Annotated in this window: 27 protein-coding genes and 1 tRNA gene; 10 read left to right on the top strand and 18 right to left on the bottom strand. The window is 41.8% G+C overall.

Annotated features, from left to right (window positions below):
- Window positions 1-21: 21 nt before the first annotated feature.
- Window positions 22-1269: an MFS transporter gene (locus ABWP91_RS07970; protein ID WP_353242820.1), complete on the bottom strand. Its 1248-nt coding sequence runs from the start codon at window positions 1267-1269 to the stop codon at window positions 22-24.
- Window positions 1270-1282: 13 nt separating this feature from the next.
- Window positions 1283-2104 carry an MBL fold metallo-hydrolase gene (locus ABWP91_RS07965; protein WP_353242819.1) on the bottom strand — a complete coding sequence of 274 codons (822 nt, stop codon included), beginning with the start codon at window positions 2102-2104 and terminating at the stop codon, window positions 1283-1285.
- 345 nt (window positions 2105-2449) lie between these two features.
- On the opposite strand from ABWP91_RS07965, the gene ABWP91_RS07960 reads away from it, so the two are divergent.
- Entirely contained in the window at window positions 2450-4660 is a 2211-nt protein-coding gene (locus ABWP91_RS07960) for an extracellular solute-binding protein (protein ID WP_353242818.1), read from the top strand.
- A 108-nt stretch (window positions 4661-4768) separates the two neighbouring features.
- Here the strand turns inward: ABWP91_RS07960 and ABWP91_RS07955 are convergent.
- From ABWP91_RS07955 to mutY, 4 genes are all read right to left on the bottom strand, one after another.
- Window positions 4769-4844 (bottom strand) — tRNA-Phe (locus tag ABWP91_RS07955).
- Between the two features lie 176 nt (window positions 4845-5020).
- Window positions 5021-6094 carry a membrane-bound lytic murein transglycosylase MltC gene (gene mltC, locus ABWP91_RS07950; protein ID WP_353242817.1) on the bottom strand — a complete coding sequence of 358 codons (1074 nt, stop codon included), beginning with the start codon at window positions 6092-6094 and terminating at the stop codon, window positions 5021-5023.
- 54 nt (window positions 6095-6148) lie between these two features.
- The gene (locus ABWP91_RS07945; protein ID WP_006657365.1) at window positions 6149-6418 is read right to left on the bottom strand and encodes an oxidative damage protection protein; all 270 of its coding nucleotides are present in this window, start codon (window positions 6416-6418) and stop codon (window positions 6149-6151) included.
- A 10-nt stretch (window positions 6419-6428) separates the two neighbouring features.
- A complete protein-coding gene (mutY, locus tag ABWP91_RS07940; RefSeq protein WP_353242816.1) occupies window positions 6429-7481 on the bottom strand; it encodes an A/G-specific adenine glycosylase in 1053 nt (350 codons plus the stop codon).
- Window positions 7482-7775: 294 nt separating this feature from the next.
- Here mutY and trmB point away from each other — a divergent pair, with 294 nt between their 5' ends.
- The 5 genes from trmB to ABWP91_RS07915 all read left to right on the top strand — a co-directional run bounded on the left by trmB (window position 7776) and on the right by ABWP91_RS07915 (window position 11770).
- Window positions 7776-8495 carry a tRNA (guanosine(46)-N7)-methyltransferase TrmB gene (trmB, locus tag ABWP91_RS07935; protein WP_353242815.1) on the top strand — a complete coding sequence of 240 codons (720 nt, stop codon included), beginning with the start codon at window positions 7776-7778 and terminating at the stop codon, window positions 8493-8495.
- Window positions 8495-8824 (top strand): YggL family protein, encoded by a 330-nt coding sequence (locus ABWP91_RS07930; RefSeq protein WP_219245907.1) that lies wholly within the window; start codon window positions 8495-8497, stop codon window positions 8822-8824. The genes trmB and ABWP91_RS07930 overlap by 1 nt, the downstream gene beginning before the upstream one ends.
- 104 nt (window positions 8825-8928) lie before the next feature.
- Window positions 8929-9855: a glutaminase B gene (gene glsB, locus ABWP91_RS07925; RefSeq protein ID WP_353242814.1), complete on the top strand. Its 927-nt coding sequence runs from the start codon at window positions 8929-8931 to the stop codon at window positions 9853-9855.
- A 27-nt stretch (window positions 9856-9882) separates the two neighbouring features.
- Complete coding sequence (locus tag ABWP91_RS07920) at window positions 9883-10614, top strand: DUF2884 family protein (RefSeq protein WP_353242813.1); 732 nt, start codon at window positions 9883-9885, stop codon at window positions 10612-10614.
- 205 nt (window positions 10615-10819) lie between these two features.
- The gene (locus ABWP91_RS07915; protein WP_353242812.1) at window positions 10820-11770 is read left to right on the top strand and encodes an ABC transporter substrate-binding protein; all 951 of its coding nucleotides are present in this window, start codon (window positions 10820-10822) and stop codon (window positions 11768-11770) included.
- 142 nt (window positions 11771-11912) lie between these two features.
- Here ABWP91_RS07915 and hemW read toward each other — a convergent pair whose 3' ends face one another.
- From hemW to rsmE, 9 genes are all read right to left on the bottom strand, one after another.
- Window positions 11913-13052, bottom strand: coding sequence for a radical SAM family heme chaperone HemW (gene hemW, locus ABWP91_RS07910; RefSeq protein ID WP_353242811.1), 1140 nt, complete (start codon window positions 13050-13052; stop codon window positions 11913-11915).
- Window positions 13045-13638 (bottom strand): RdgB/HAM1 family non-canonical purine NTP pyrophosphatase, encoded by a 594-nt coding sequence (gene rdgB / locus ABWP91_RS07905; protein WP_353242810.1) that lies wholly within the window; start codon window positions 13636-13638, stop codon window positions 13045-13047. The genes hemW and rdgB overlap by 8 nt, the downstream gene beginning before the upstream one ends.
- A gap of 16 nt (window positions 13639-13654) precedes the next feature.
- Window positions 13655-14239: a YggT family protein gene (locus ABWP91_RS07900; protein WP_219245913.1), complete on the bottom strand. Its 585-nt coding sequence runs from the start codon at window positions 14237-14239 to the stop codon at window positions 13655-13657.
- 18 nt (window positions 14240-14257) lie between these two features.
- Window positions 14258-15079, bottom strand: a complete 822-nt coding sequence (proC, locus tag ABWP91_RS07895; RefSeq protein WP_353242809.1) for a pyrroline-5-carboxylate reductase — start codon at window positions 15077-15079, stop codon at window positions 14258-14260.
- A 14-nt stretch (window positions 15080-15093) separates the two neighbouring features.
- Window positions 15094-15786, bottom strand: a complete 693-nt coding sequence (locus ABWP91_RS07890) for a YggS family pyridoxal phosphate-dependent enzyme (RefSeq protein WP_353242808.1) — start codon at window positions 15784-15786, stop codon at window positions 15094-15096.
- A 147-nt stretch (window positions 15787-15933) separates the two neighbouring features.
- A complete protein-coding gene (gene ruvX, locus ABWP91_RS07885) occupies window positions 15934-16353 on the bottom strand; it encodes a Holliday junction resolvase RuvX (RefSeq protein WP_353242807.1) in 420 nt (139 codons plus the stop codon).
- Window positions 16353-16916, bottom strand: coding sequence for a YqgE/AlgH family protein (locus ABWP91_RS07880; protein WP_219245916.1), 564 nt, complete (start codon window positions 16914-16916; stop codon window positions 16353-16355). Before ABWP91_RS07880 ends, ruvX begins: the two co-directional genes overlap by 1 nt.
- A gap of 74 nt (window positions 16917-16990) precedes the next feature.
- Window positions 16991-17938 (bottom strand): glutathione synthase, encoded by a 948-nt coding sequence (gene gshB / locus ABWP91_RS07875; RefSeq protein ID WP_206084735.1) that lies wholly within the window; start codon window positions 17936-17938, stop codon window positions 16991-16993.
- 9 nt (window positions 17939-17947) lie between these two features.
- Window positions 17948-18679, bottom strand: coding sequence for a 16S rRNA (uracil(1498)-N(3))-methyltransferase (gene rsmE, locus ABWP91_RS07870; protein ID WP_353242806.1), 732 nt, complete (start codon window positions 18677-18679; stop codon window positions 17948-17950).
- Between the two features lie 279 nt (window positions 18680-18958).
- Here rsmE and ABWP91_RS07865 point away from each other — a divergent pair, with 279 nt between their 5' ends.
- Window positions 18959-19765, top strand: a complete 807-nt coding sequence (locus tag ABWP91_RS07865; protein ID WP_353242805.1) for a prepilin peptidase — start codon at window positions 18959-18961, stop codon at window positions 19763-19765.
- A 40-nt stretch (window positions 19766-19805) separates the two neighbouring features.
- On the opposite strand, the gene ABWP91_RS07860 is transcribed toward ABWP91_RS07865, so the two are convergent.
- The gene (locus ABWP91_RS07860) at window positions 19806-20450 is read right to left on the bottom strand and encodes a DsbA family protein (RefSeq protein ID WP_353242804.1); all 645 of its coding nucleotides are present in this window, start codon (window positions 20448-20450) and stop codon (window positions 19806-19808) included.
- A gap of 139 nt (window positions 20451-20589) precedes the next feature.
- Window positions 20590-21462, bottom strand: a complete 873-nt coding sequence (locus ABWP91_RS07855; RefSeq protein WP_353242803.1) for an MBL fold metallo-hydrolase — start codon at window positions 21460-21462, stop codon at window positions 20590-20592.
- A gap of 132 nt (window positions 21463-21594) precedes the next feature.
- On the opposite strand from ABWP91_RS07855, the gene ABWP91_RS07850 reads away from it, so the two are divergent.
- Entirely contained in the window at window positions 21595-22515 is a 921-nt protein-coding gene (locus tag ABWP91_RS07850; protein WP_353242802.1) for a LysR family transcriptional regulator, read from the top strand.
- On the opposite strand, the gene ABWP91_RS07845 is transcribed toward ABWP91_RS07850, so the two are convergent.
- Complete coding sequence (locus ABWP91_RS07845) at window positions 22489-23424, bottom strand: LysR family transcriptional regulator (protein ID WP_353242801.1); 936 nt, start codon at window positions 23422-23424, stop codon at window positions 22489-22491. The two genes, ABWP91_RS07850 and ABWP91_RS07845, sit on opposite strands and share 27 nt — an antisense overlap.
- Window positions 23425-23549: 125 nt before the next feature.
- On the opposite strand from ABWP91_RS07845, the gene lysA reads away from it, so the two are divergent.
- Window positions 23550-24815 (top strand): diaminopimelate decarboxylase, encoded by a 1266-nt coding sequence (gene lysA / locus ABWP91_RS07840; RefSeq protein ID WP_353242800.1) that lies wholly within the window; start codon window positions 23550-23552, stop codon window positions 24813-24815.
- Between the two features lie 206 nt (window positions 24816-25021).
- Window positions 25022-25477 (top strand): IS200/IS605 family transposase, encoded by a 456-nt coding sequence (gene tnpA, locus ABWP91_RS07835; RefSeq protein WP_353242799.1) that lies wholly within the window; start codon window positions 25022-25024, stop codon window positions 25475-25477.
- Window positions 25478-25503 lie beyond the last annotated feature (26 nt).

Below are 25503 nucleotides of genomic sequence, written 5' to 3'. Positions count from 1 at the left end.
CTTACCTCTGTATATTTCAAATTACAGTGCTACAGCGCCCTCAGGTGCTTTTTTATCGTCATTATTTTTCTTTTTAGATACATCATCTTTAAAGAAGAAGATAAAGAACACACTGACGACAGCGGCGACGATAGCAGGGTAATGCCAGAAGGTTTCCCACTGCGGTAAGGATTCGCTGCCTTTTTCTGTAACCGTTGAGTTAAATAGTTGCCCGCAAATCGTGGAGGCGAATAATAAACCGAAGCCATTTGAAACAATAAAGCGTAACCCTTGAGCTTGTGCGCGGATTTCTGGTTTTGCTTTACGGTCGACATAAATATCGCCAGCGGTAAAGAAGAAGTCCCAACATAATCCCTGAAGCATCAAACCAAACACGATAAAGTACAAACTGGTATCAACCGCAGCGTAGGCAAATAATGTGGAGCGAATAATCCAGCTAATTGCGCCTAATAATAAGGTGATTTTAAAACCAAATTTCATTAAGAAGAACGAGAGGAAGAACATAAACAGCACTTCACAAGCAATACCGATTTGCATTATAGACGCGGCATTGTCGAAACCGAGCGTTTTAATAAATACAGGGATATAGGCGGAATAAGCTGTTTTTGGGATCATTAATACAAAGATGCTAAACATTAAAATGGCGAAATAGCGGTCTTTAAATAATGAAAGCGCATCTAGGCATAAAATATCGCGTGCAGAGAACGGTTTGCCTTTGGCTTTTGGTGGTGTATTTGGCAGTGTAAAGCAGTAAAAACCTAATACGACCGCAACGGCAGAAGCGATATACCATGTCATTGTGCTGCCAGAGAAACCCATTTCCCCTAAAATAAACCCGATAGCCATAAAACCAAACGTACCGAATACTCGAATGATAGGGAAATATTTCACGCCATTAATATGGGAGAAACTGATGCTATTAGAAAGCGCGGTTGTTGGGTAAAACAGCAGGCCAATAATGAAGATCAAAAATAGGGTCATACCACTGTTTTGCGCTTCAATAAATTGAGGCACACATAAAATAACAGCGGCATTAATTAAGTGAAGGATCCCCATCACTTTTTGTGATGCAAAGAAACGGTCAGCAACCATACCAATAAATAACGGTGAAATAATAGTTGCGACACCTAATAACGCATAAGCATTACCAATGATGTGTGCCATTCCATAGGTGCTTAATACCAGCCCCATAGTCATATTCCATGCACCTTGCATGAAATATTGGACAAACATCATAATCAGTAAGCGGGAAGTAATTTTCATATCCATTTTTATTTCCCTCTTAATGTGTTTCTAACGTTAATCCGTCATATGCGACACGGATATTATAAGGAGCACAAACCGCCACTAATTCTTCATGCAGTAATTTACCACTGTGTGAAATATGAGAAACGGCAATTTGAGTATCAGAATGCAAACAACCTTGTTGTTGCAGTCTTTCTTGTGCTGCAAAGACGGTTTCTAGGCTCATATGGTTATCGGTATGATTATTGCCATTTAGGCCATAAGTGCATTCGAATACAACAATATCCAATGGTTTGTTTTCAAGCCATTGCCAAGTCAGTTCTGGGAACCAGCCTGAATCGTGGCCATAGAAAATTGCTTTGCCATCTTTTTCAATATGATAAACATAGCAAAGTTCCCATTTCGCATGGTTTGCCAGTAATGGGGTAATTTTATATCCGTTTCTTTCAACGGTGACAAAAGGGATTAAGCAATGAAAAGCGAAGCGTTCTTTGCTGTACCCCGGTAACACGTCAAGGCAACCGTTGATAGCACGATCATTGCCAAAGATATGAAGTGGATGATGAATTTCAAAACCATAGCCTTCCATTCTACTGAACAGATCGCCGACATTAAAATGATCGGGATGAGTGTGCGTGAATAACAGGCTTTCAAAATGGGTTGCATCCATTCCATCGCGCATGAGTTGGTAGCTAAATGTTGGAGACACATCGATCAACATCAGATCATCCACAATCGCTGAAGAATGGGTTCTTATATCTTTACCGCCAAGTTGCCTTGCTTTTTGGCAATGCTCACAACGGCAAAAAGGATTTGGTATTCCCTCTGATGCCGCAGTGCCTAAAAAGTGAATTTTCATGATAATTACCTTTATCTTATTGTTTTATTTAATTTTATTAAATCCCTGGTGCTGGTATTAAATCTATAAATTGCTTATTTGAACGTTCCAATATTAATCTGAGTGGCTTACCTTGCCAATAATAGATGTTCAGATCAGTGATCTCATTCAAATTAAAATAACTATCTATTTGATTAATTTGTATATTTTTAATTTTTTATTGTAGGGGGATAAAAATGTAACTTTTTTGCTCATTTGATTGTTATATCAGCAAATTTAATTTGGAACGTTCAAATTAATTATGGGTAGTCGTGATAAATAATTCAGGTATGCTATTGCGAGAAGCAACTAAGGTGAAAAAGACAAATGGCAACAATTAAAGACATTGCAAAATTGGCGGGTGTTTCTCATGGTACTGTTTCTAACGTTTTGAATAAACGTGGAAATGTGAGTGTGGAAAAAATTGAAGCGGTGTATAAAGCGGCAAAGCAAATGGGGTATCAGCTCAATACACAAGCACAATTGTTGAGAACCAATAAGAGCCATAAAGTCGCGATACTGCTACCGCAGTTGGTATCCGATAAATACGCAATCTTTTTTAATTCATTTAGACAATCAATCTCTTTGTACCCAGAAATAACCTATGATCTGTTTTTGACAGATGATCTTGAAACAACGGAGCTAGATGCATTACAAAAAATTGCGGCGGGTGGCTATAAACAGGTAGTTGCTGTGAGTTGCTTGCAGGATGCAAATATTTATTTTGACACGTTAAAACTGCCCGCTTCTCAAATCGTGTTTATTTATCGCCAGCCCACTAATGCTCATCACTTTTTCACACTGGATTTTTCTCAAGCCGCTGATGCCATTTGCCAACAAATTGCGACAAGTCGCAGCCAACTGGTGGGGATTTTTAGTGATGAACATGGTGAGTTAGAGCGCTCAACATTTGTGAGTGAGTTACAAAAAAACCTAAAACAACACGCGCCAAATAAAAAATATGTTGTTATCCGAGCTTCGAATGATGAATCGTACAAAGCGGCTTTTGATTTTTTTACCTTAGACCAAACACCAGACTTATTTGTTGCTGAAGATATTGAAAAAGCGAGTTTTTTAACTCAAGCCAGCTTTTTTGGCAGTAACAGTGATTGCCCTGCCATTTTCGCTTTAAGTGGTAATATTCCCCCAATATTAAAAGGGTTGCATTGCTTTCCGATGAACTATGCGCAATTGGGGCTGGAAGTTGTCGATGAATTAATGAAAGAAGATGTGCAGAAAAGTGGCGTCGCGGGTGAAAATACCGTTTATGTCCGTAACCAAAGCGGCAACCTGTATACTGCAACGCCAGCATTGAGCACCGTGAATGCGGATGAACCGAGCTTGAACCTCCTTATTTTGCCAAGTCCTTCAACCAACGCGCTTAAAAAACTTTTGCCCCATTTTTATCGCCAAACAGGTATTAAGGTGAATTTAGCCATACACCCGTATGATGAAGTTTACCAAATATTAGGCCAGCTCCATCTACATCCTTATTATGATTTATTGCGTATTGATATGGCCTGTTTTCCTTGGTTTGCAGAGCGCATATTACAACCCCTCGATAAAATTGGGGACGGAGTGACGGATTTATTAAGTAACTTTTCGGCTCCAACTCAACAGAAATTTAGTTTAGTGGGGGATACTGCGTATGCCATGCCGTTTGATGCGAGTGCTCAGCTGCTGTTTTATCGAAAAGACCTGTTTGAAGACCCGATTCTAAAACGCATGTATTACGAGAAAACAGGCAATGAATTGATTGTGCCGGCTCATTTTCGTGAATACGACCAAGTTACGCAGTTTTTTACAGAGTTACATGAGAAAGGGCAATTTTCCCGTCCAATTGGCGCATCGACAACGCTAGGAAGTGCAGGTCTTATCGCCAGTGAATATTTGTTACGCTACTACGCAGATGGTGGGCGGTTAATTGGGGAGGGGGATATTCCTCGATTAGAAATGCCTTTGGCAGGTAAAGTGTTAAGTGATTATCTACAGCAAGTTTCTGTCACTGAGAATATCCATGAAAAGTGGTGGAGCGAGTCAGTCAGGCAATTTGAGCAAGGTGAGCTTGCCATGTTGATTGCCTATATGAACCTATTCAATGATGTAGCTCACAGTGATATTTTTCCTAAAATTGGCTATGCGCCTGTGCCTGGAGGGCTTCCACAGCTTGGGGGCGGAGCGCTTGGGGTTTCCCGTTACAGCCAAAAGTCACATTATGCGGAGCAGTTTTATCGCTGGCTCTATTCGCCTATCGTGATGGATCACCTGATTTTATTAGGTGGGAACAGCAATCACCAAGATTTCAGCCATAACCAAGAAATTTGCCATCGTTATCCGTGGATGCCATTGGCTTATCAAGAAATTAATGGTGGGATCCGTGAATCTTCCATTCCGAACGGCAAGTTGTTTAATTTGCGCCAAGCTGAAGTGATTATTGGTCAGGGAATTACCAATGTGGTGAATAAGATAATGACAATAGAGGAAACTATTGAATATATTAATCAGCGTTTATTAGTGGATACCCAAGGGGAACGATAGGGTAGGCGTTGTTTGATTGGTAAGAGCAATGCGGCAAAAGTCGCATTGTTAATTTTGATAGGTGTTATAAACGCAAAAAACCAGCCTTAGGCTGGTTTCTTTAAATAGTGGTGCCCGGACTCGGAATCGAACCAAGGACACGGGGATTTTCAATCCCCTGCTCTACCGACTGAGCTATCCGGGCAACGGAACGTATTAAACCTGATTCCATCAGTTGAGTCAAGGCGCTTTATAAAAACTTTCGACTGTATGCGCTTTTTTTCAACACCTTAGCTACTTTTTAAACGAAAACCCCTAAAAATAATCAGGATAATGAAGGACACCCGCCATTTAACGGGTGTTTTCATTTGCACATAAACCCTAGCGCAGATATTTTTTCTGAGCTTTATTCACTTTGATTAAATAGTTGCGTGACTCAGCCGCAGGGTGTTTTGTCGATAAGGTTTCGTACACTTCACCCGGTTCTAAATTGTTTATGCGCTGAGCGGCTTGCTTTTTATCGCTATGGAATACTCGTAGAACACTGCCTGCACCGCCATTGTATGCGGTAATAACAGCATAACGGCGAGAGGTTTGATTACGAATATCGCCTAAATAGCTGTTTTGTAAGATAGCTAAATAGGCAGTACCTGTATCAATGTTCTTTTCTGGGTCGAACAAGTAGCTGCGGCTTGGTACGCCAGACTTACCTTGGGAGCGGAAAACGTCCTTCCCTGCGGTGTTCGGCATAATTTGCATTAGCCCCATCGCATCTGAACGGCTGACTGCATAGGGGTTAAAACTGGATTCAATTTGCATGATCGCTAAAATTAACGATTCATCGACACCATATTTTGCTGACGATTTTTTAATATACGGCAAATATTTATGGGCGCGTTTATCTAGATGGTTAGGCACTAATTGCATTGTGACTGACCAAACGATATTCATGCCAGATTGGCGGCGCTGTATTTTGTTTTCTATCAGATAATCTGCAAACTTTGTTGCTCGCCACTCCCAACGAATCGCTTCCCCGGTGTTATCTAACACCTGACCAAATAAAAAAGGCTCTTTACTGTAGGGGATATCGTTAATATCAGAATAGAGATCGATAGAATTGGGGTCATCACCCATCAATAAAGTGGTGACAATGGCCTTTTTGAGGTGTTGCGATGGCTCTACAGCTGAAATGGTTTCAACCGTAATGGTCCCTGCATCGAAATTAATATGACTACGTGTACGGTATTCGTCCGTATATTTTACGTAATCTTTTGGCCCCGCAATGAGGACTTCCTTAATTCCCCAAATATTTTCGATATTATGGGCAAACTGCCCCATTAAAATATCAAAGCCATTGGTGTCTTTGACATAATCAGGGTTAAAGTCCGTTTTTTGGTTGCTGGAACACGAAACAATTAGAGGGATCAATAAACTCAGCGCAAATAGTTTTTTCATACGATTCACAGTATTGGTGCAAAAGCCTACCTACAGAATAGGTAGGCAGACAGATTATTTTTCAGGTGTATAGCCGTCAATTTGAATATCATGGCCTTCAAATAGGAATTTGACCATTTCTTGTTCTAACATTTTACGATCGTCTGGGTTCATTGTATTGAGTTTCTTTTCATTAATTAGCATGGTTTGCTTAGTCATCCACTGGCTCCATGCTTCTTTAGAAATCTCATTAAAAATACGTTTCCCTAATTCACCTGGGTAAAGTTGAAAATCTTGCCCATCTGCGTCACGTTGTAAGAATGTACAAAAAATCGTTCTACTCATTAAAATTTCCTCAAATATCAGGTAGTAAGGCGAGCTGTTTTAATAAACTTTCAACTGGGGCGGCAAGGCCGATAGTTGCGCCTAGGTGTAAGTTATACCAGAGTCCTTTGCCTTCATCCATGGCAGAATTAAATGCCTGAATCTTAACTTTTACAGGGATAATATCTAAATGGAAATGGCTAAACGTGTGGCGAAAGGCAATCAACTGCTCAGGAGCTTCATGGGAGAGCCCTGATTCCGCCAACCACGCTGTCAATTGTTCTGAAGATTCAAACTGTGGAAAAGCAAATAACCCACCCCAAATACCAGAAGGGGGACGTTGCTCTAACCATATATTGTCTTCATGCTGCATAATCAAAAACCAAGCGGTTTTTTCAGGGATTTTTTGCTTCGGTTTTTTCCCCGGATAGTTTTGCCATGAATGGTTGGCATAAGCCACGCAGCCAAAGTTGAGCGGACAAAGCTCGCACTTCGGTTTACTGCGGGTGCAAACCATCGCACCTAAATCCATCATTGCTTGGTTAAAAAATTCTACGCCATCATTGGGGGTGACATCAGTGCTAATTTCCCACAGTCGGTTTTCTACCTCTTTTTTTCCCGGCCAGCCATCAACGGCATAAGCACGAGCTAATACACGTTTTACATTACCGTCTAAAATCGGGTAATGCTGCTGTTGGGACAGCGACAAAATAGCCCCCGCCGTGGAGCGACCAACTCCCGGCAAAGCTAACACTTCATCAAAAGTGGTTGGAAATTTACCACCGTACTGCTCGGCAACAACTTTTGCAGCCTTGTGTAAATTACGTGCACGGGCATAGTAGCCAAGGCCTGTCCATAAATGTAGAACTTCATCCAGTGGCGCATTGGCGAGGGCGGTAATATCTTCAAAGCGAGAAATAAATTTCTCAAAATACGGTATAACGGTACTGACTTGGGTTTGTTGCAGCATCACCTCGGATAGCCATACATGGTAAGAGGATTTTTCCTGCTGCCATGGCAACGTTTTGCGTCCATATTTGTGATACCAGTCGAGCACTGCACGTGAAAATTGTTGAGCTTCCATTGAACACTTTATTTTTATCGATATTTTTAATAATGCTAAGGATTGCAACATAGACACGGTGGGCTGTAAACCGCTTATTGTGTGGTTTAGTGTAAAGTTAGCCAATTATCAACTGCATCCTTGTGGAAGTTTTGCTAAACTCCTACTCTTACCCTATCACTTGTGATTAGGTTGTTAACCTAATAGCTTGAATCATCAAGGGTAATTTAAACATAATTGCTATTTACTAGCCTTATACAACTTGATCGTTGGCACATTAACTTAATTGGGCAACTATTTTTTAGAACCTTTATTATGATCAATAATGTTATTTCCCCCGAATATAATGAAGATGGGCGGGTTATGCGCCGTGTCCGTAGTTTTGTCCGCCGTCAAGGGCGTCTGACAAAACGTCAGGAAGACGCATTAGAAAAAGAATGGGCTGAAATGGGGATTGATTTTATCAATGAACCCTTCGATTTCGCCAAAGTATTCAATAACTCAAACCCAGTAACATTGGAAATTGGGTTTGGTATGGGCGCTTCATTAGTGACCATGGCATCGCAAAATCCACAGCAAAACTTTTTGGGCATTGAAGTTCATGCTCCGGGTGTGGGGGCATGTTTAGCATCGGCAAAAGAAGAAAACGTCAGCAATGTCCGTGTGATGTGCCATGATGCTATTGAAGTGTTGGATTGCATGGTGCCAAATGAGAGCCTTGCGATGGTGCAGCTGTTTTTCCCTGATCCATGGCATAAAGCAAAACACAATAAACGCCGTATCGTTCAAGCGCCATTTGCTGAAAAAATTCGCAGCAAATTAGCAGTTGGTGGCGTTTTCCATATGGCGACCGACTGGGAGCCGTATGCAGAGCATATGCTTGACGTCATGAAGAGTGTCGAAGGGTATAAAAACTTATCACCTACAGGTGATTATGTTCCTCGTCCAGAATCAAGACCAGAAACAAAATTTGAAAAGCGCGGCCAGCGGTTAGGGCACGGTGTATGGGATTTAATGTTTGAGAGGACCAAATAATGGCTAAACAACCACGTAGTCGTCGTTTACGTAAAAAAATGCGTTTGGATGAATTCCAAGAGTTAGGTTTTACGGTTAAATGGAGTTTTAAAGAAGGTACACCGATCGAAGAAGTTGACACTACCGTTGACCAACTGATTGCAGAAGCTATCGAACCAAACGGTTTAGCGTTTGAAGCAAGCGGCTACCTGAGCTGGGAAGGGATTGTTTGCCTACAGCAAATTGGTAAATGTACCGAAGAACACCGTCAAATCGTTGAAAACTGGTTAAAATCAAAAGGGATGAACGACGTTGTTGTTTCTGAACTGTTTGATGTTTGGTGGGAATAATCACTTTTTGGTTGATTAAATCACGCTAAATAAATAGGCTGAGTTTCTCAGTGTTTGAAGAGGCATCCAAGTTTTGGGTGCCTTTATTTTCTGGAGTAAAAGTTTTGAGCGCACTGTTTTCTAACCAGCTACTTAACGACATTCTAGACCAAGTTCGGCCACTCATAGGCCAAGGTTGTGTTGCCAACTATATTCCTGCTTTAGGGTGTGTGCCTTCCCATCATCTCGGTATTGCTGTTTCCACCCTCGATGGCGAGGTTTTTACCGCAGGGGATGCCCATCAGCGTTTTTCCATTCAATCCATTTCAAAAGTGTTGAGCCTGACATTGGCGATGACACGCTATGAAGAAAACGAAATCTGGAGCCGTGTTGGCAAAGAACCGTCAGGGTTGCCGTTTAACTCATTAATTCAAATTGAAATGGAAAAAGGGATCCCACGGAACCCGTTTATTAATGCTGGTGCGATTGTGATTGCCGATATGTTGCAGTCACGTTTAAGCGCGCCAAAACAGCGTATGTTAGAGTTTGTCCGAAAGTTAGCCTGTGAGCCAGACATTAGCTACGACACTACCGTTGCACGTTCTGAAATGGAGCACGCTAGCCGTAATGCAGCAATCGCCTATCTAATGAAATCATTTGGCAACTTTGAAAACGATGTTTTGACAGTGCTCGAAACTTATTTTCATTATTGCTCTCTAAGTATGAACTGTGTTGAATTAGCGAGATGTTTTTCCTATTTAACATCGCAAGGAATGTCATCTTGCTCCATAGACCCCATTATCACTCCACTACAATCAAGGCAAATCAATGCGTTGATGATGACATGTGGGATGTACGATGGCTCTGGTGAATTTGCATTTCGTATTGGAATGCCTGGGAAATCAGGTGTTGGCGGCGGCATTGTTTGCGTTGTCCCTAACCAATTTACTGTGGCGGTATGGTCACCTGAACTTGATGCTGCAGGGAACTCTTTGGTTGGGTGCGCTGCTTTAGAGCTATTATCAAAACGCATTGGGCGTTCTGTTTTCTAATTAATTCAACGCCTTTTAGGAGAAGTTATGTTACGCCGTACATTAATTGCATTTTCACTGTTAGCGAGTGCAGCAAGCCAAGCTGCGGATTATAACTGCTCAGTGACACCGAATGATGACATTTTCATGACACCGGAAAGCGTGCAAGTGATTGGCCGCAGTGGCGATTTAGTGATTACACCTAATGGTGATATCACCTTAAATGGCAAAAATATTGCGGCGACTGAGGCTCAAAAACAGCAGGCGATCCGCTATCAATCCGCTATTCGTAATGATTTACCTTGGATAAAACAAGAGTCTGAGAAAAAACTGGCAACGTCACGTGAAACGGTAGATAAAGTGGTTGTTAAAGTCATTGGCAGCGACAGTAATGTGCGTAAGCGTTTGACTAAGTTAGAAAAAGACTTGAATAGCCAAATAAACCAAATTATTGAAACCCGCCCGAATGGCTATGCTTTCCATCATGAAGCAATGAAAAATGCGGAAGCAAAAGGCAAGCAGTTGGTGAATGAAAGCTTGGGCGGTATTTTACAAGACAGCATCAACGAAATGGGGCGCAAGCAACTGTTATCAGGTGGTGATGCGAATCAAGCACTGCAAGGCATGCTGGGTAATCTCGGCGGTTTACAGCAAGAGCTTGAAACCGAATGGAAAAAACAAGAAAAAAGCTTCCAATTATTTGGCGTTCAAGTGTGTTCAAAAGTCACTGGCATTGAGCAACAACGCGTTTCTTTATTGAATTCCATAAAAGCAAAATAATTCCTTTATCTACATTTCTTAAAAACAGCCCTGTATTAACTGCATGGCTGTTTTTTTATTTATGGGCGTTATTATGTGGATTGATAATTGTGATTTCAATTCCATTAATGGGAATGAAAATGAAATTGATTCTTATTTGATTGACATATAAGTCTCGCTCTTTACAATGCGGGTTTGGCTTAATGACTTAATTGGGATCGTTTAAATGAAAAAGTTCATTCCTGCTTTACTTGTTTCTGTATTGTCATTCTCTGCTCCTTTAGCGCTTGGCGCTGAATCTACTGTTTTCACACCAAATGCTGTCACTGCGCAAGGCGCTGAAAAAGTGACAATTAAGCATTTATCCGGTGAAACAGAAGTCGTTAAAAAACCCAAAAAAGTGGTTTTATTTGATTTTGGCGTGTACGACTCAATGCAAAAACTCGGTTTAGGCGATAACGTGGTGGCTTTACCAACGGCAAATGCGCCTGCTTATGTAAAAGGCAGCATTCCTGCATCAATGGAAAATGCAGGTGGTATGAAACAACCCGACCTGGCTAAAATTGAACAGTTAAAACCCGATTTAATCGTTATCACAGGTCGTCAAGGGAAGTCATACGAAGCATTATCCAAAATCGCCCCAACGATTAATTTAGGGTCTGACAGCAAACATTATATCGAATCAGTCAAAGCAAATTTTGCGGTGATTGGTGATTTGTACGGTAACCAAAAAGCTGTTGATGAACAAATCGTTCAGTTAGATAAAACCATCGCTGACGCTCAGAAAAAAGCGGCAGATTCTAAGAAGAAAGTCTTAGTGTTAATGCACAACGATGGCAAATTAATCCCAAACAACCAAGCTGTAGTTTATGACGTGGTAAAAGCGCAGCGCGCAGAATTACAAATTGATGAAAATGCGGATAAATCAAAACGCCGTGTTGTCGATACCAAGGCCATTGCGCAAGCAAACCCAGATGTCATCTTAATTGTTGACCGTAGTGAAGCTATCGGTGCAGGTAAATTAGAAAAAACGGTCTTTGAAGACAGCAATATCCAAGAAACCAAAGCATACAAAGACGGTAAGATTACTTACCTGCAATCTGACCTGTGGTATTTATCTGGTGGTGGCTTTGTCAGCTTAACAGAACAAGTTAATGCCGTTGCTAACGCGCTTTAATGAATATCTGCCGCTATTTTTGTGATGGCGGCAATATGAAATACCCTTATTGTTATTTTTGTCGATTTGATTTTTATCTCTAATAAAAAGCCCGCTGAGTGTGTTATCTCGCGGGCTTTCATCATTTCACTGATTGGCTCTGTTATTCTTCGCCTAAAAATAGTTCCAACAGCGAATTTAAGAATAATTTTCCATGTTCTGTAATTTGCCATTCATCATCGGTTTCAGTGATATAACCCTTGGCTAAGGCTTCATCAAGGGCAGGCCTTACGGTTGATTCAGGCAAACCGGTGTATTGGGTAAACTCTTGACGGGGCATGGCTTCAAGTAACCGAAAGCGGTTCATGAAATATTCAAATGGTTTATCTTCGGACTCGACATCATAAGACTGGTGGATGTATCGACCTTCCATATAGCCCCGAGGGTGTTTGGTTTTTACCGTACGTAAAATACGCCCATCTTCAAAGGTGATTTTACCATGAGCACCGCAGCCAATACCGAGGTAATCCCCAAAACGCCAGTAATTGAGGTTATGTTCACACTGATACCCCGGCTTTGCATAGGCTGAGGTTTCATACTGTACATAGCCTGCTGCACTCAGTAACTTGTGGCCTTCTGTGTAAATATCCCACAGGGTATCGTCATCAGGTAGCGTAGGTGGCCTTGAGCCAAATTGCGTGTTGGGCTCGATGGTCAGCTGATACCAAGACAAATGTGGCGGTGCAAGTTCAATCGCTTGTTTTAAATCTGACAAGCCTTCATCACGCGTTTGTGCGGGTAAGCCATGCATTAAATCAAGGTTGAAACTACGCAAGTTGAGGTTAGTGGTCAGTTTTGCTGCACGTTTTGCTTCATCAGGGCCATGAATGCGCCCTAAAGTGATCAGCTTATCGTTACCAAAGCTTTGTACACCGATTGAAATACGGTTGATACCTGCTGCTTGGTAGCCTGCGAATCGGTCAGCTTCTACGGTGCCAGGGTTGGCTTCCATTGTGACTTCTGCGTTCGGGTCTAATTGAACTCGAGCACGAACCCCATCCATCAATGCTTGCATGGCTTCAGCGGTTAACAAACTTGGTGTTCCGCCCCCAATAAAAATGGTTTTAACGGGACGGTCGCCAATTAATTTTGCATCAACATCTAAGTCAGCTAATAAGTGCTCCACATACTCTTTTTGTGGGATCTCCCCTTTTAGAGTATGCGAATTGAAATCGCAATATGGGCACTTTTGCACACACCACGGAATATGGATATACAAGCTCAGTGGTGGCAACTTATGCATTCTTCAGGGCATCCAACATCATTGCTAAGGCTTTACCACGATGGGAAACGGCTTGCTTTTCTGCTTTGCTTAACTCTGCGGAGGTACAGCCAAGCTCGGGTACGTAAAAGATAGGGTCGTAACCAAAACCGCCTTGGCCTTTGCGCTCACGGGTGATGATACCGTGCCAACGGCCATGAAAGACTAATGGCGTAGGGTCTTCGGCGTGGCGCAAATAAACTAATACGCAATTAAATTGTGCCTGACGTTGGTCATCAGGCACATTTTTCATTGCATCCAATAGCTTAACGAGGTTTTGCTCATCAGTTGCTTCTTCACCAGCATAGCGGGCTGAGTAGATCCCCGGCGCGCCACCAAGGGCATTAACCGAAATTCCTGAGTCGTCGGCAATAGCGGGCAAGCCCGTTTGTGCCGCTGCGTGCCGAGCTTTCAGGATGGCATTTTCAATAAAGGTCAAACCTGTTTCTTCCGCAGATTCAACACCTAATGACGTTTGTGCAACGATATCCATACCGAAATCGCGAAGTAAGTCGGCTAATTCATTCACTTTACCCGGGTTACCGGTAGCTAAAACAACTTTTTGCATCGTTTAAAACTCGTTTTTACATAATACCAATGGAATACATCATCGCAGTCAATGATGGGTCAATCATCAGGGAAATATCTACACGCAAATAATTCAGGGCGATTAGGATAAACATCACAATCATTGCGGAGAAATCTAACCCGCCCATTGCTGGGATAATACGGCGAATTGGCGCCATTAGCGGTTCAGTTAATTGGTATAATAAATAATCAACGGGATTACGGCCTTGGCTTACCCAGCTCAAAATTGCGCGGATCAATATCATCCAGAAAATTAATTTACCTGCGTATGTCAGAAGTAAAATGATCCCCATAGGGAGAATCGTCACGCCTAAGATAGGCAGTAAGTTAGTTGCCCACATGCCAAAAATAATCGCTGCAATAGCTAAAACAAAGGCAACAACAACCGATGCGGTATCGATAGAACGAATCGCAGGGATCACGCGGCGCAGAGGAGCCACGATAGGCTGCGTAGCTTTAACGACAAACTTGGAAAATGGGTTATAGAAATCCGCACGAACGCACTGCATCCAAACGCGGAGCAACAACACAAAAATATAGAGCTGGATCAAGGTAGTAACGACAAATACTAAAGTCTGCATGGTGAGTTCCGCGATTAATTAAAAAAGTTTTTCCATTTCTTCTGCTCTGTTGATGGCGCTTTGCATCGCGTTAGCAACAGTTTGCGGAAGGTTTCCATTGTAAAATTGCTCTAAAGCCATCGCGGTGGTACCGCCTTTAGAGGTGACTTGTTCACGTAAGGTTGAAAAAGCTGTGTCGTGCTGGGATTTCGCCAGTTCAACGGAACCTTCAATGGCATTCAACACTAATTCACGCGCTTGTTCTGCATCATAGCCAAGTTGTTCCGCCTTCTGTTGCATCGCTTCCATAAACAGGAAGAAATAAGCAGGGGAACTGCCAGTAATTGCAATGATATTATTGATTTCTTGCTCTTTTGGGCACCAAATTGTCGAACCGACACTTTGCATTAATTCCTGCGCAAATTGTTTATCTTCCTCAGTCACTTTGGTTTGAGCAAATAGTCCGCTCACGCCTTTACCCACTAAGGAAGGGGTATTTGGCATGATACGCACTAAATTCAGTTGATGAGCAAAGTAATCGTTATAGCGCTCAGCAGGAATACCAGCTGCAATGGTTAACACCAGTTTGTTATCAAAATCAGTGGCGTTTTGCAGTGGCTCGCAAACCTCTTTCATCATTTGTGGTTTTACGGCTAATACAATGACATCAGCGTGTTTAACGGCGGCAAGGTTATCATCACTGCTAATAACGCCATATTGTGCCGCTATTTTATCGCGGCGCACTGGTGTTGGAGAACAAACGGTGATCATCGAGGCGGGGTAACCGTGGCCAACTAGCCCTGCGATGATAGCATGAGCCATATTTCCAGCACCGATGAAAGCAATTTTACGGTGTTGCATTCTGTTCTCCTTTATTATTGATGATATTGGCGTGCGCCAAAAATCGCGGTTCCTATACGCACAAGGGTTGAACCGCAGTGAATGGCCGCACGCATATCGTCAGTCATTCCCATCGATAGGGTATCGACAGTTGGGTAAATTGCTTGTAATTGTTTAAATGCATTGCCCATTTGGCGAAATGCTTCGCATTGCCGGTTATAGTCCGTTTCAGGGGCTGGGATTGTCATTAAACCACGCAATACAAGGTTTGGCATCGCCACAACTTGGGCGGCAAGCTCCGCAACGTCGTTTAACGTTATGCCAGATTTGCTGTTTTCATCGCTAATATTAATTTGGATAAGAACATTTAACGGCGCTTTATCGCTAGGGCGTTGGTCATTCAGGCGCTGAGCAATTTTGGCTCTGTCGAGCGTGTGGAACCAATCAAAATGTTCAGCCACTAAACGGCTTTTATTTGATTGCAATGGGCCGATAAAATGCCAAATAAGGTCAGTTCTATCCGCAAAACATTGGATTTTTTCAACGCCTTCTTGGACATAATTTTCACCAAATTGGCGCTGGCCTGCTTCAATGGCCTCTAAAATAGCCTCGCAAGGCTTGGTTTTACTGACAGCCAGCAGCGTAATGTCTTGGGGTGAACGATGACATTCTTCGGCAGCAGTTTGAATACGTGCGGTAACATCAGAGATATTATTTTGAATGGTCATGTGTTTATTCATTATGGTTTAATTCAAAACTATTTTATTCATGGCGCGCATGAATAGCGACTGTTGACCATAGTGTAAAGCAAATCGCGTTAGAACGGCACCTCTGCATGAGGTTTCCGTGAAAAATAACCGTAAAATTGGGCAAAATTAATGATGTTGCTCAAACCAGCTTTCAAGGATCACCACCGCGGAGGCTGAATCCACTTTTCCTTTGCTTAACGCGCGGTAGCCACCTTGTTCAAATAAACCTGCTTTTGCTTCAACAGTGGAAAGGCGTTCATCATGCAACTCGACTTTGACACCAAAACGGCCATGAATACGATTAGCAAAATTACGCGCTTGGCTGGTGACCAGTTGCTCCGTGCCATCCATATTAAGGGGAAGGCCGACAATAACCAACTGAGGAAGCCATTCTTTAAGTAACTTTTCAATTTGTTGCCAATCAGGGCGGCCATCACTCGCTTTGAGAGACGTTAATGGGCGTGCTGTGCCAGTGATTTCTTGTCCAATGGCAACGCCGATGCTTTTTGTCCCGAAATCAAAGGCTAATAGTGTTCTTCCTGACATTATGCATGCCCCGCTTGCATGGAAATTGTATGAATATTTACGCCAAGTAAGTTTGCGGCGGCAGCCCAGCGTTCATTAATAGGTGTATCAAAAATGAGTTTAGGGGTGGCTTCAACCGTCAACCAGCTATTTTCCATGATTTCCCGTTCTAATTGCCCTGGCTCCCAGCTGGAGTAACCTAGTGTTACTAAAGAGTTTTCCGGTGATTGATCGCTACCAAGGGTTTCTAAAATATCTTTTGAAGTGGTCACCATCACCTCATCATTAAGATGCAGGCTCGATAAAAAGCCACCAATTGGTGTATGTAAGATAAAACCGTGTTCTTCTGCAACAGGGCCACCTGCAATGACAGGGCGTTGCAAATTTCGTTTATTCACTTTATCCGAAATCGTAATTTCGAGCTTTTTCAACATAGTATCGACTGAAAAATCATCAATGGGTTTATTAATGACTAAACCCATTGCGCCTTTTTCGTTGTGCTCACACACATACACCACAGATTGCTCAAAATAGGGATCTGTAAGAGATGGCATAGCGATAAGAAAATGGTTTTGTAGATTCAAACTTAAACTCCATTCATTTTTACTTAATTCAGTGGCTAAAAAGGCTGAAATAGCCCTTTTAGCCATTTTATGATTTATTTTTTCAAGCGACGCTCAATGGCATCCATCAACATACCCGTGATAGAAATATCAAAAGCCGCTTCGATTTCACGTGCACAGGTTGGACTGGTGACGTTAATTTCAGTCAGGCGGTCACCAATAATATCTAACCCAACGAAAACTAAACCTTTTTCTTTCAATGTTGGCGCAACGGCACGTGCAATCGCCCAATCACTTTCTGTTAAAGGACGTGCTTCACCACGGCCACCGGCCGCTAAGTTACCCCGTGTTTCGCCTTGCGCAGGGATGCGCGCTAAGCAATATGGCACAGGTTCACCATCAACGACGAGCACGCGTTTGTCCCCTTCTTTAATAGCTGGCAAAAAGTTTTGTGCCATACAATAACGGGAGCTATGTTCTGTCAGTGTTTCGATGATCACGCCTACGTTAGGGTCATCTTGTTTCAAACGGAAAATCGATGCACCGCCCATCCCATCAAGGGGTTTAAAAATCACATCCCCATGTTTTTGATGGAATTCTCTTAATTTTTGCGGGCTACGAGTCACTAACGTGTCTGGCGTTAATTCAGGGAACCAAGCGGTAAATAATTTTTCATTACAGTCACGCAGGCTTTGCGGTTTATTCACAATCAATGAGCCCGCTTGTTCAGCGCGTTCTAAGATATACGTTGCATAAATAAATTCGGTATCGAACGGTGGATCTTTACGCATTAAAATGGCATCAAGGGAACCGAGGGCAATATCTTGCTCCCCATGGAATTCGTACCATTTTGCTGGGTTTTCTTCGACCGTGACAATTTTAGTTTGTGCGCGAGCTTCACCTTGGTGCAAATAAAGGTCATTCATTTCCATATAATGGATTTCATAACCACGACGCTGAGCTTCCAACATCATTGCAAAACTGGTGTCTTTCTTGATTTTGATGGATGAAATAGGATCCATCACTATACCGAGCTTGATCATTTTTTCTCCTTAACCCAGATCACCTAAGCGCACTTGCAGTGCAGTGATAGCGGTTAGCGCAGTCGTTTCTGTTCTAAGTACTCTAGGGCCTAACAGGATATCGGTAAATTGATAATTCGCTGTCATGGCAATTTCATCCGCTGAAAGCCCACCTTCTGGGCCAATCAGCAGTCTTACTTTTTTCAATTCAGTCGGTAGGGTGTTGATGCTTTCTGTCGCTCTTGGGTGAAGATTGACTTTAAATGCACCATCATCCTCCGCACACCAAGCTTCAAGGCTTTGTACAGGACGAATTTCGGGGATACGGTTTCGACCGCATTGCTCACAAGCTGCAATCGCAATTTTTTGCCATTGCAGTAATTTTTTTTCAAGTCGCTCGCCGTCTAAACGAACACCACAACGTTCTGAAATTAAAGGAGTAATAGTATTCACGCCCAATTCAACAGATTTTTGAATAGTGAATTCCATTTTTTCCCCACGGGACATGACTTGACCTAAATGCAAGTCGAGGGGGGATTCTCTGTCATCAAGATTGCCACTTTCAATATAGACCAGAACGTGTTTTTTTGAGGCTTCAGTAATCTCTGCATTAAAAGTTTGGTTGCTACCATCAAAAAGCTCAAGTTTTTGGCCTGCCGTCATGCGAAGAACTCTGCCCACATGGTTTGCGGCATCATCACCAAGCGGAATGGTTGTATTGGTTTGTATTGGCTCAGGGTGATAAATGCGTGGAATGCGCATGACGTTTCCTTAGTACAGACTTGATTAATTAAAATGATAACTTTGGTGAATATGGGGATTGAATCAAAAAACTCAAGCTCTGTAGCCTAGTTTATAACGAAAAAAAGGGTATTTATAGTACGTCTGTGCCATCGTTGCTAAATTAGACATGGCTGATAAATCAAAAGAAAAAATTTAGGATCGAATAAACTGATTATATTGAACGGAATTAAAGTGTTTAGGTTGAGCATTTTCCGCAGTATATTTATTTCTCTCTCCATAATGGAATAAGGAGTTAATATGCTCGACTTATGGTGTTCTGTTTTAGAAAAATTTGTTTTCATATTTAATGAAATAATGATTCTTTTATTTAAATTGAAGGCTGAGTGGAGCTGCCTTTATGTTAAGTTATCTAATGTTATGGTAAATAAGGAAATTTATTTAGTTTTAATCTTGGTAGCATTATCGGTAATATTGAGTCGTAAGTTATTGCGTTACATTCCTGAAAAACATTTCAAATTACCACCAATGGAAGTTGGTTATTTTTCATTGCTATTCATTTATTCAATATTAGGATTTGTGATTTTCTACCCTGTTAGCCATTTTCTTATTACTTTATTTTTATTCGTATTTGTAAATTTCACCGTTTTGTTATTTATTATTGATTATAAAACAGGGTATTTACCGAATGTATTAACGTTTCCATTTTTGGTTGTGGGCTTGTTATATCAAATAAGTTCACCAACAGGGAATGTTGTTTCGGCCATTTATGCTGTTGTAGTAGCTTATATTGCTATCCTTGCATTGACCACTGTGATGGAAAAAATCAAAAAACAACCACAGATGGGGAGGGGGGACTTTAAATTGATTGCTGCGTGCGCAGCGTGGCTTAGCGTGATGAACTTACCGTATTTTTTAGGTCTAGCCGCTGCGCTAGGGCTATTGCATTACAGCATAAGCTATTGGGTATTACCTAAATTCAATGTTGCTGATGGAAAATCGTATTTGATTATAGGGGACAGTATCAATATGGGAAGCCCAACGATTCCTTTTGGTCCTGCTATTTTGACGAGTACGAGTATTTGGCTGTATTTATCACTTATTTAGTTATAAATGCATTACACAGCCAAGTTATTCGCTCATTTGGTTATTTAGCAGCATTCACCATGGTATCTAAGAATTGTTGCCATTTTTCAGGTGCGCCAAGGTAATTTTGTAGCGGAACCCGTAGCCACTGTTCTTGTTGCTGAATCAGCAATGTAGGGAAGCCAGATGCACCCGATTGCGCTAATAATGTTTTACTCCCTTGAATGTGATGCATAGTTTCACCTTGCTCACATAGTGCATAATCGGAAGTATAATGATCAACATCTAGTCCGATGGTCTGCGCTAAATCTAATAGGACGGCGGTATCATTAATGTGGCGGCCTGAAATATAGTGGGCTTTTTGAATCGCTTTTAGCATTTCTAGGCCTTTCCCTTGCTTTGTTGCTGCCAATATCGCGGTTTGCGGTATTGCTGAGTCCATAATGAAATTAGGTTTATGCAACATTTTGAGGTATTCATCACCAAAAACTTGCCCTGTCATTGATGCTATGCGTTTATCAGATTGGATAATGTGTTGGCGAAAATTATCATCTAAATGTAGTCGGGAGCTACCTGCTAACATGCCACCGCCATGCATTTCGATATGAATGTTTGGGTGTTTTGCCGCAACTTCAATTAATGGTGCAGCCGCATAACACCAGCCACAATAAGGGTCATAAATATAATGCAGGGTAATATCGTTCATAATAATGTCTCGCTGAATTATTTCTTAATAGGCTTAAGGTTGTATCGTAATGCACTCCCCTAGATCATTTCGTTTTTAATGTGTATCGATAAGTTACAAAAAGAACAACAACAAATGAAATAGGGGACAGTTTATTGGTTTATTGAGGCCACTGCATTTCGCCTTTAATTACTTTGGCACTCAGATCTAAGCTCGATTTTTCATCTAAGTTAGGGTATTGAATTTCTACTTTTTTAATCAGCTCATCTGCGTTTTTGCTTGCTTTTGTAGCAGTTTCAAAGTCGCTTAAATATTGCTGAGTAAATGTAACAGTGCCAATATCAAACTTAGAATTGCCAGTAAAATGCCCTGGTACAACAGTTTCGGGTTGAAGAGCTTTAATACTTTCTAAAGCTTGTTGCCAGTTTTGGCGCGAAACTTCAGTTTGAGTATCTGCCACCCATACATGGAGGTTATCGTAAACTAATACGCCGCCCACAACTGCTTTTAAAGAGGGTACCCACAGATAAGTTCTGTCTGGTGATGCGCCATCGAGGCCTTTAATCTCTAATTTTTCGCCATCAACCGTAAAGCTATTTCCTTTAATGACCTCAGGGACAATTACATGGCTTGGTGCTTCATTTTTTAATTCACCCCCCCAATAAGCTAGTTTGCCATCTTTAGTTGCGTTAATGGCTTGAACTGTTTCGGCAGTTGCAACCACTTTTGCTTCAGGGAAGGCTTTTGTCAGTGTTTCTAACCCAAAATAATAATCAGGGTCTGAATGGCTAATATAAATGGTGGTTAATTTTTTATTCAGCTTTTGGATTTTATCGACTAATTTTTGTGCGTCGTTGTTTTGAAACTGAGCGTCAATTAAAACCACTTCAGTTGGGCCGCTAATAATTTCAGAAGAAACAGGGAAAACACTGTTATGGCCTGGGTTATACACATCTAATGTGAGCTTTTCAGCCTGTGCCATGTTCAGAGTTGTGGCGAATAATGTCGTTGCTGCTAATAAGGTGAGTTTCATTTTTATATCCTAAAATTAAGTGATGCAGGTAAACGTTGTTTGGCTTGGTGTGTATATTAGATTGTAATAATGGTGGGAAAAACAGCATAATTAGGCTTTGTTTGTTGCATAAATCGAGCGAATTGGTGGGGTATGGATAGATTAAAAGCGGTTGAAGTGTTTATCACTATTGTAGAGAGTGGCAGCCTAAGTAGTGCTGCAGATAAGCTAGATATGTCTCGCGCGATGGTTACTCGCTACTTATCTGAGATGGAACAATGGGCAGGTGTTCGGTTATTAAACCGTACAACAAGGCGGCTTAGTTTAACCTCGGCGGGTGAGGGGGTTTACCAACAATCGTTACAGCTAAATGCGATTTCACAAACCGTGCCTGTGCAACAAGAGCATGATAATCAAGCGTTATCAGGGCTGGTACGTATTAGTTGCTCACAATCTATTGCCCAAAGCGCGCTTTCCATTGCAATAACCGAGTTTATGCAACAGTACCCCAATATGGCGATTGATATGCAAATCTCGAATAAATCAGTGAACCTTATTGAGGAAAGAATTGATTTAGCAATCCGTATTACGAACCAGCTAGAGCCAAGCCTGATTGCGAAGCCACTTTCAACCTGTTATTCCGTGATTTGTGCATCCCCCCGTTTTTTGGAAGGAAAAAATCGACCGACAAAACCAGCAGATTTAGCATTAATGGACTGCTTAACCTATAACTTCTTTGGACGTAGTTTATGGGCGTTTGAAAAAGAGGGGGAGCAACACACAGTGTTAGTGGATGGAAGGCTGAGTGCCAATGAGTCCGTTTTTATCGCCGAAGCGACCTTAAATGGGGCTGGTATTTCTATGCAGCCTTATTATTCAGTAGCAAAGTATTTGGACTCAGGTGAATTAATTCAATTATTACCTGGTTACACACCAATGCCATTAGGTATTTACGCTGTGTATACCAGCCGACAAAAAATGCCAACCTCACTACGTGCAGTGATTGATTACCTTGCTAACTGGTTTAGTACTTCACCGCACTGGTTATCACTGATGCAACAGGGCCAACGCTAAATGCTGTTCAATCTGGTTAAATTGTTTCTTCAAGTATTGTGTAAAGATATCAGTAAGTTGTGATGATGGGCGGTGAATCGGCCTAATTAAACTGACTGTAAATGGGATTGAAAAACTTAAAGGGCGCAGAGCCAGCTTACCTGAAGATTGCAGGTGAAAATCCAATGCTGTTAGTGGGTTAACAATGGAAATTCCGATGCCTTTCAGTGCCATCGCACAAATAGACGAGGCAGAATGCGTCTCCATCACCATTTTTCGGTCAATTTGCTGCTCTGCAAATGTTGAATCAATTAATTGGCGATAACTGTCAGTTAAGGACAAACTGATAAACCGTTGGTGCTGAAAATCGCTGGGAGTTAATACCTTTTTTTGAGTGAGAGGATGCCCCGTAGGTAACACACACACTTCATTTAAACTTCCAAGGGTTTGCTGCTCAGTACCCGGTGGCATTTGCAAATGTTCTGTTAAACCAAAATCATAGCGTTGGGCAGAAAGCCACTCTTCAAGGACAGGGGATTCCTGAGGGATCACGGTGATACTGACATCGGGGTAGCTTTCCATGAAAGCTTGGCAGACTGACGGTAAAAGGGATTGGGCAAAAGCAGGTAAGCAGGTGACAGAAATTTGAGCATGTTCAAAACGGCGTATTGTTTCTGCTGAATTTTTGATGCGCTCTAATCCATAATAAGAACGTTCAACTTCTTCTAAAAATCGCAGCCCTTGGGCAGTGGGTTGCAAGCGCCCTTTGACGCGATCAAAAAGTTTAAATTGCAGTAAATGCTCAAGGCGTGCCAGTTCACGGCTGATGGTCGGCTGTGAAGTATTTAGCAATGCCGCGGCTTCCGTCAAGTTAGGGGCAGTCATCACTGCACGAAATATCTCAATATGTCGCCACGAAATGGCTTGCATTTCTTACCTCAAAATCAAAGCTATATCAAATATGAATAGACTTTAGCAAAATAGATATTTTTTTTCCCATCTTTTCTCTGAATAATGGACTTTAATATAATAAAAACTTGCAAACGAGAAACATAATGACTTCATTCACAACCACTTCAAGCCAGTATTTAACCCCTGAACATTTACGCGCGCTACCTGCACAATATGGTACCCCTGTTTGGGTATATGACAGTGCAGTCATCATTGAGCGTATTAAGCAATTACAAGTCTTTGATACGGTGCGCTTTGCACAAAAAGCTAGTTCAAATATTCACATTTTGCGCTTAATGAGAGAGCAGGGCGTAAAAGTGGATTCAGTTTCTTTAGGGGAAATCGAACGTGCGCTGGTGGCGGGGTTCAAGCCGGGTCGTGAAAATTCAGAAATCGTGTTTACTGCGGACGTGCTGGATAGAGCCACATTGGCTAAAGTGACGGAGCTGGATATACCTGTCAATGCGGGCTCAATCGATATGTTAGACCAAATTGGTCAGCAAAAAGTGGGGCACCCAGTTTGGCTGCGTATTAACCCAGGTTTTGGCCATGGTCATAGCCAAAAAACCAATACGGGTGGTGAAAACAGTAAACACGGTATTTGGCATGAAGATTTGCCTGCCGCACTCGAAAAAATTCGCCATTACAATTTATCGCTAATTGGCATTCATATGCATATTGGTTCAGGTGTTGATTATCAACACCTTGCTGATGTTTGTGATTCAATGGTGGCGCTAGTCACAACTGCTGGTGTGGATCTTCATGCGATTTCAGCGGGGGGTGGGTTATCGACACCTTACCGTGAAGGCGATGAATTAATTGATGTGCAACATTATTATAGTTTATGGGATAACGCACGCCAGCGCATAGCACAACATCTAGGACACGCAATTGAACTTGAAATCGAACCGGGTCGCTATTTAGTTGCAGAATCGGGCGTTTTATTGGCGGAAGTGCGTGCTGTGAAAGATATGGGCAGCCGTCATTATGTCCTAGTCGACAGTGGTTTTAATGATTTAATGCGCCCAGCGATGTACGGCAGTTATCATCATATTTCTGTTTTACCGGCAGACGGAAGTGCTGCGAATGAGTCACAACTAAAAGACACCATCATTGCAGGCCCTTTATGTGAATCTGGTGATGTATTCACCCAGCTTGAAGGCGGACTTGTGGTGACTCGTGCGTTACCTGAGGTCAAAGTAGGGGATTATTTGGTTTTCCACGACACAGGCGCCTACGGCGCATCTATGTCTTCAAACTATAATAGCCGCCCATTATTGCCAGAGGTGATGTTTGTTAAGGGTAAACCGCAATTAATTCGCCGTCGCCAAACAATTGAAGAATTATTAGCGTTAGAGCTATCACTTTAAAAACTGCTAATGTGATGAGAAAACCAGCGATTAAGTCGCTGGTTTTTTTTATTATGGCTTTAGCCAGTTTAAGTCGCGTTAGCGTCTTAAACATAAAACCACCTGCTTTGCGGGTGGAGTCAAAGGGTTATACCAAGAAAAACACCTTTCCGTTACGATATAGATGTTCAAGCTAATATTCGTAACCTAAATAAGGAAAGGTGTTTATGGGCATTAAAGCACAAAGCTCAGCGCATACAAAGTGGCTGTGTAAATACCATATCGTCTTTTCGCCGAAATTCAGACGGAAAGTGATTTTTAATAATATTCGTTCAAGTGTGGGTGAGATTTTAAGAGACCTTTGTAAGTATAAAGGTGTTGAAATAATCGAAGGCCATTTGATGCCAGATCATGTTCACATGTTAGTCAATATTCCTCCAAAGTTAAGTGTTTCAAGTTTTATGGGATATTTGAAGGGTAAAAGTTCGTTGATGATCTTTGATAGGCATGCGAATTTAAAATATAAATTTGGCAACAGAAAGTTTTGGTCGGAAGGTTACTACGTAAGTACGGTAGGGCTAAATGAAGCGACAATTCAGAAGTATATCAAAGAGCAAGAAAAGTCGGATTTAATCTCGGATAAACTAAGTACGAAAGAGCATTTAGCCCCCTTCAAGGGGTAGGCCAAAGTAACAAAGACACTTAGCTT

The sequence above is a fragment of the Providencia sp. genome, from assembly GCF_040396775.1.
Classification (GTDB): domain Bacteria; phylum Pseudomonadota; class Gammaproteobacteria; order Enterobacterales; family Enterobacteriaceae; genus Providencia.
This window is presented reverse-complemented; position numbering and strand designations above follow the sequence as displayed.

Coding starts and splice junctions, on each gene's coding strand:
- mutY (WP_353242816.1), bottom strand. CDS start 7,481: ATGGAAGCTCAACAATTTTCACGTGCAGTGCTCGACTGGTATCACAAA.
- hemW (WP_353242811.1), bottom strand. CDS start 13,052: ATGCATAAGTTGCCACCACTGAGCTTGTATATCCATATTCCGTGGTGT.
- ABWP91_RS07845 (WP_353242801.1), bottom strand. CDS start 23,424: ATGCAAGCCATTTCGTGGCGACATATTGAGATATTTCGTGCAGTGATG.
- tnpA (WP_353242799.1), top strand. CDS start 25,022: ATGGGCATTAAAGCACAAAGCTCAGCGCATACAAAGTGGCTGTGTAAA.
- ABWP91_RS07915 (WP_353242812.1), top strand. CDS start 10,820: ATGAAAAAGTTCATTCCTGCTTTACTTGTTTCTGTATTGTCATTCTCT.
- mltC (WP_353242817.1), bottom strand. CDS start 6,094: ATGAAAAAACTATTTGCGCTGAGTTTATTGATCCCTCTAATTGTTTCG.
- proC (WP_353242809.1), bottom strand. CDS start 15,079: ATGCAACACCGTAAAATTGCTTTCATCGGTGCTGGAAATATGGCTCAT.
- ABWP91_RS07970 (WP_353242820.1), bottom strand. CDS start 1,269: ATGGATATGAAAATTACTTCCCGCTTACTGATTATGATGTTTGTCCAA.
- ABWP91_RS07865 (WP_353242805.1), top strand. CDS start 18,959: ATGCTCGACTTATGGTGTTCTGTTTTAGAAAAATTTGTTTTCATATTT.
- ruvX (WP_353242807.1), bottom strand. CDS start 16,353: ATGTCAGGAAGAACACTATTAGCCTTTGATTTCGGGACAAAAAGCATC.
- ABWP91_RS07860 (WP_353242804.1), bottom strand. CDS start 20,450: ATGAACGATATTACCCTGCATTATATTTATGACCCTTATTGTGGCTGG.
- rdgB (WP_353242810.1), bottom strand. CDS start 13,638: ATGCAAAAAGTTGTTTTAGCTACCGGTAACCCGGGTAAAGTGAATGAA.
- ABWP91_RS07900 (WP_219245913.1), bottom strand. CDS start 14,239: ATGCAGACTTTAGTATTTGTCGTTACTACCTTGATCCAGCTCTATATT.
- rsmE (WP_353242806.1), bottom strand. CDS start 18,679: ATGCGCATTCCACGCATTTATCACCCTGAGCCAATACAAACCAATACA.
- ABWP91_RS07960 (WP_353242818.1), top strand. CDS start 2,450: ATGGCAACAATTAAAGACATTGCAAAATTGGCGGGTGTTTCTCATGGT.
- gshB (WP_206084735.1), bottom strand. CDS start 17,938: ATGATCAAGCTCGGTATAGTGATGGATCCTATTTCATCCATCAAAATC.
- ABWP91_RS07890 (WP_353242808.1), bottom strand. CDS start 15,786: ATGACCATTCAAAATAATATCTCTGATGTTACCGCACGTATTCAAACT.
- ABWP91_RS07850 (WP_353242802.1), top strand. CDS start 21,595: ATGGATAGATTAAAAGCGGTTGAAGTGTTTATCACTATTGTAGAGAGT.
- ABWP91_RS07930 (WP_219245907.1), top strand. CDS start 8,495: ATGGCTAAACAACCACGTAGTCGTCGTTTACGTAAAAAAATGCGTTTG.
- ABWP91_RS07945 (WP_006657365.1), bottom strand. CDS start 6,418: ATGAGTAGAACGATTTTTTGTACATTCTTACAACGTGACGCAGATGGG.
- lysA (WP_353242800.1), top strand. CDS start 23,550: ATGACTTCATTCACAACCACTTCAAGCCAGTATTTAACCCCTGAACAT.
- ABWP91_RS07965 (WP_353242819.1), bottom strand. CDS start 2,104: ATGAAAATTCACTTTTTAGGCACTGCGGCATCAGAGGGAATACCAAAT.
- ABWP91_RS07920 (WP_353242813.1), top strand. CDS start 9,883: ATGTTACGCCGTACATTAATTGCATTTTCACTGTTAGCGAGTGCAGCA.
- ABWP91_RS07855 (WP_353242803.1), bottom strand. CDS start 21,462: ATGAAACTCACCTTATTAGCAGCAACGACATTATTCGCCACAACTCTG.
- trmB (WP_353242815.1), top strand. CDS start 7,776: ATGATCAATAATGTTATTTCCCCCGAATATAATGAAGATGGGCGGGTT.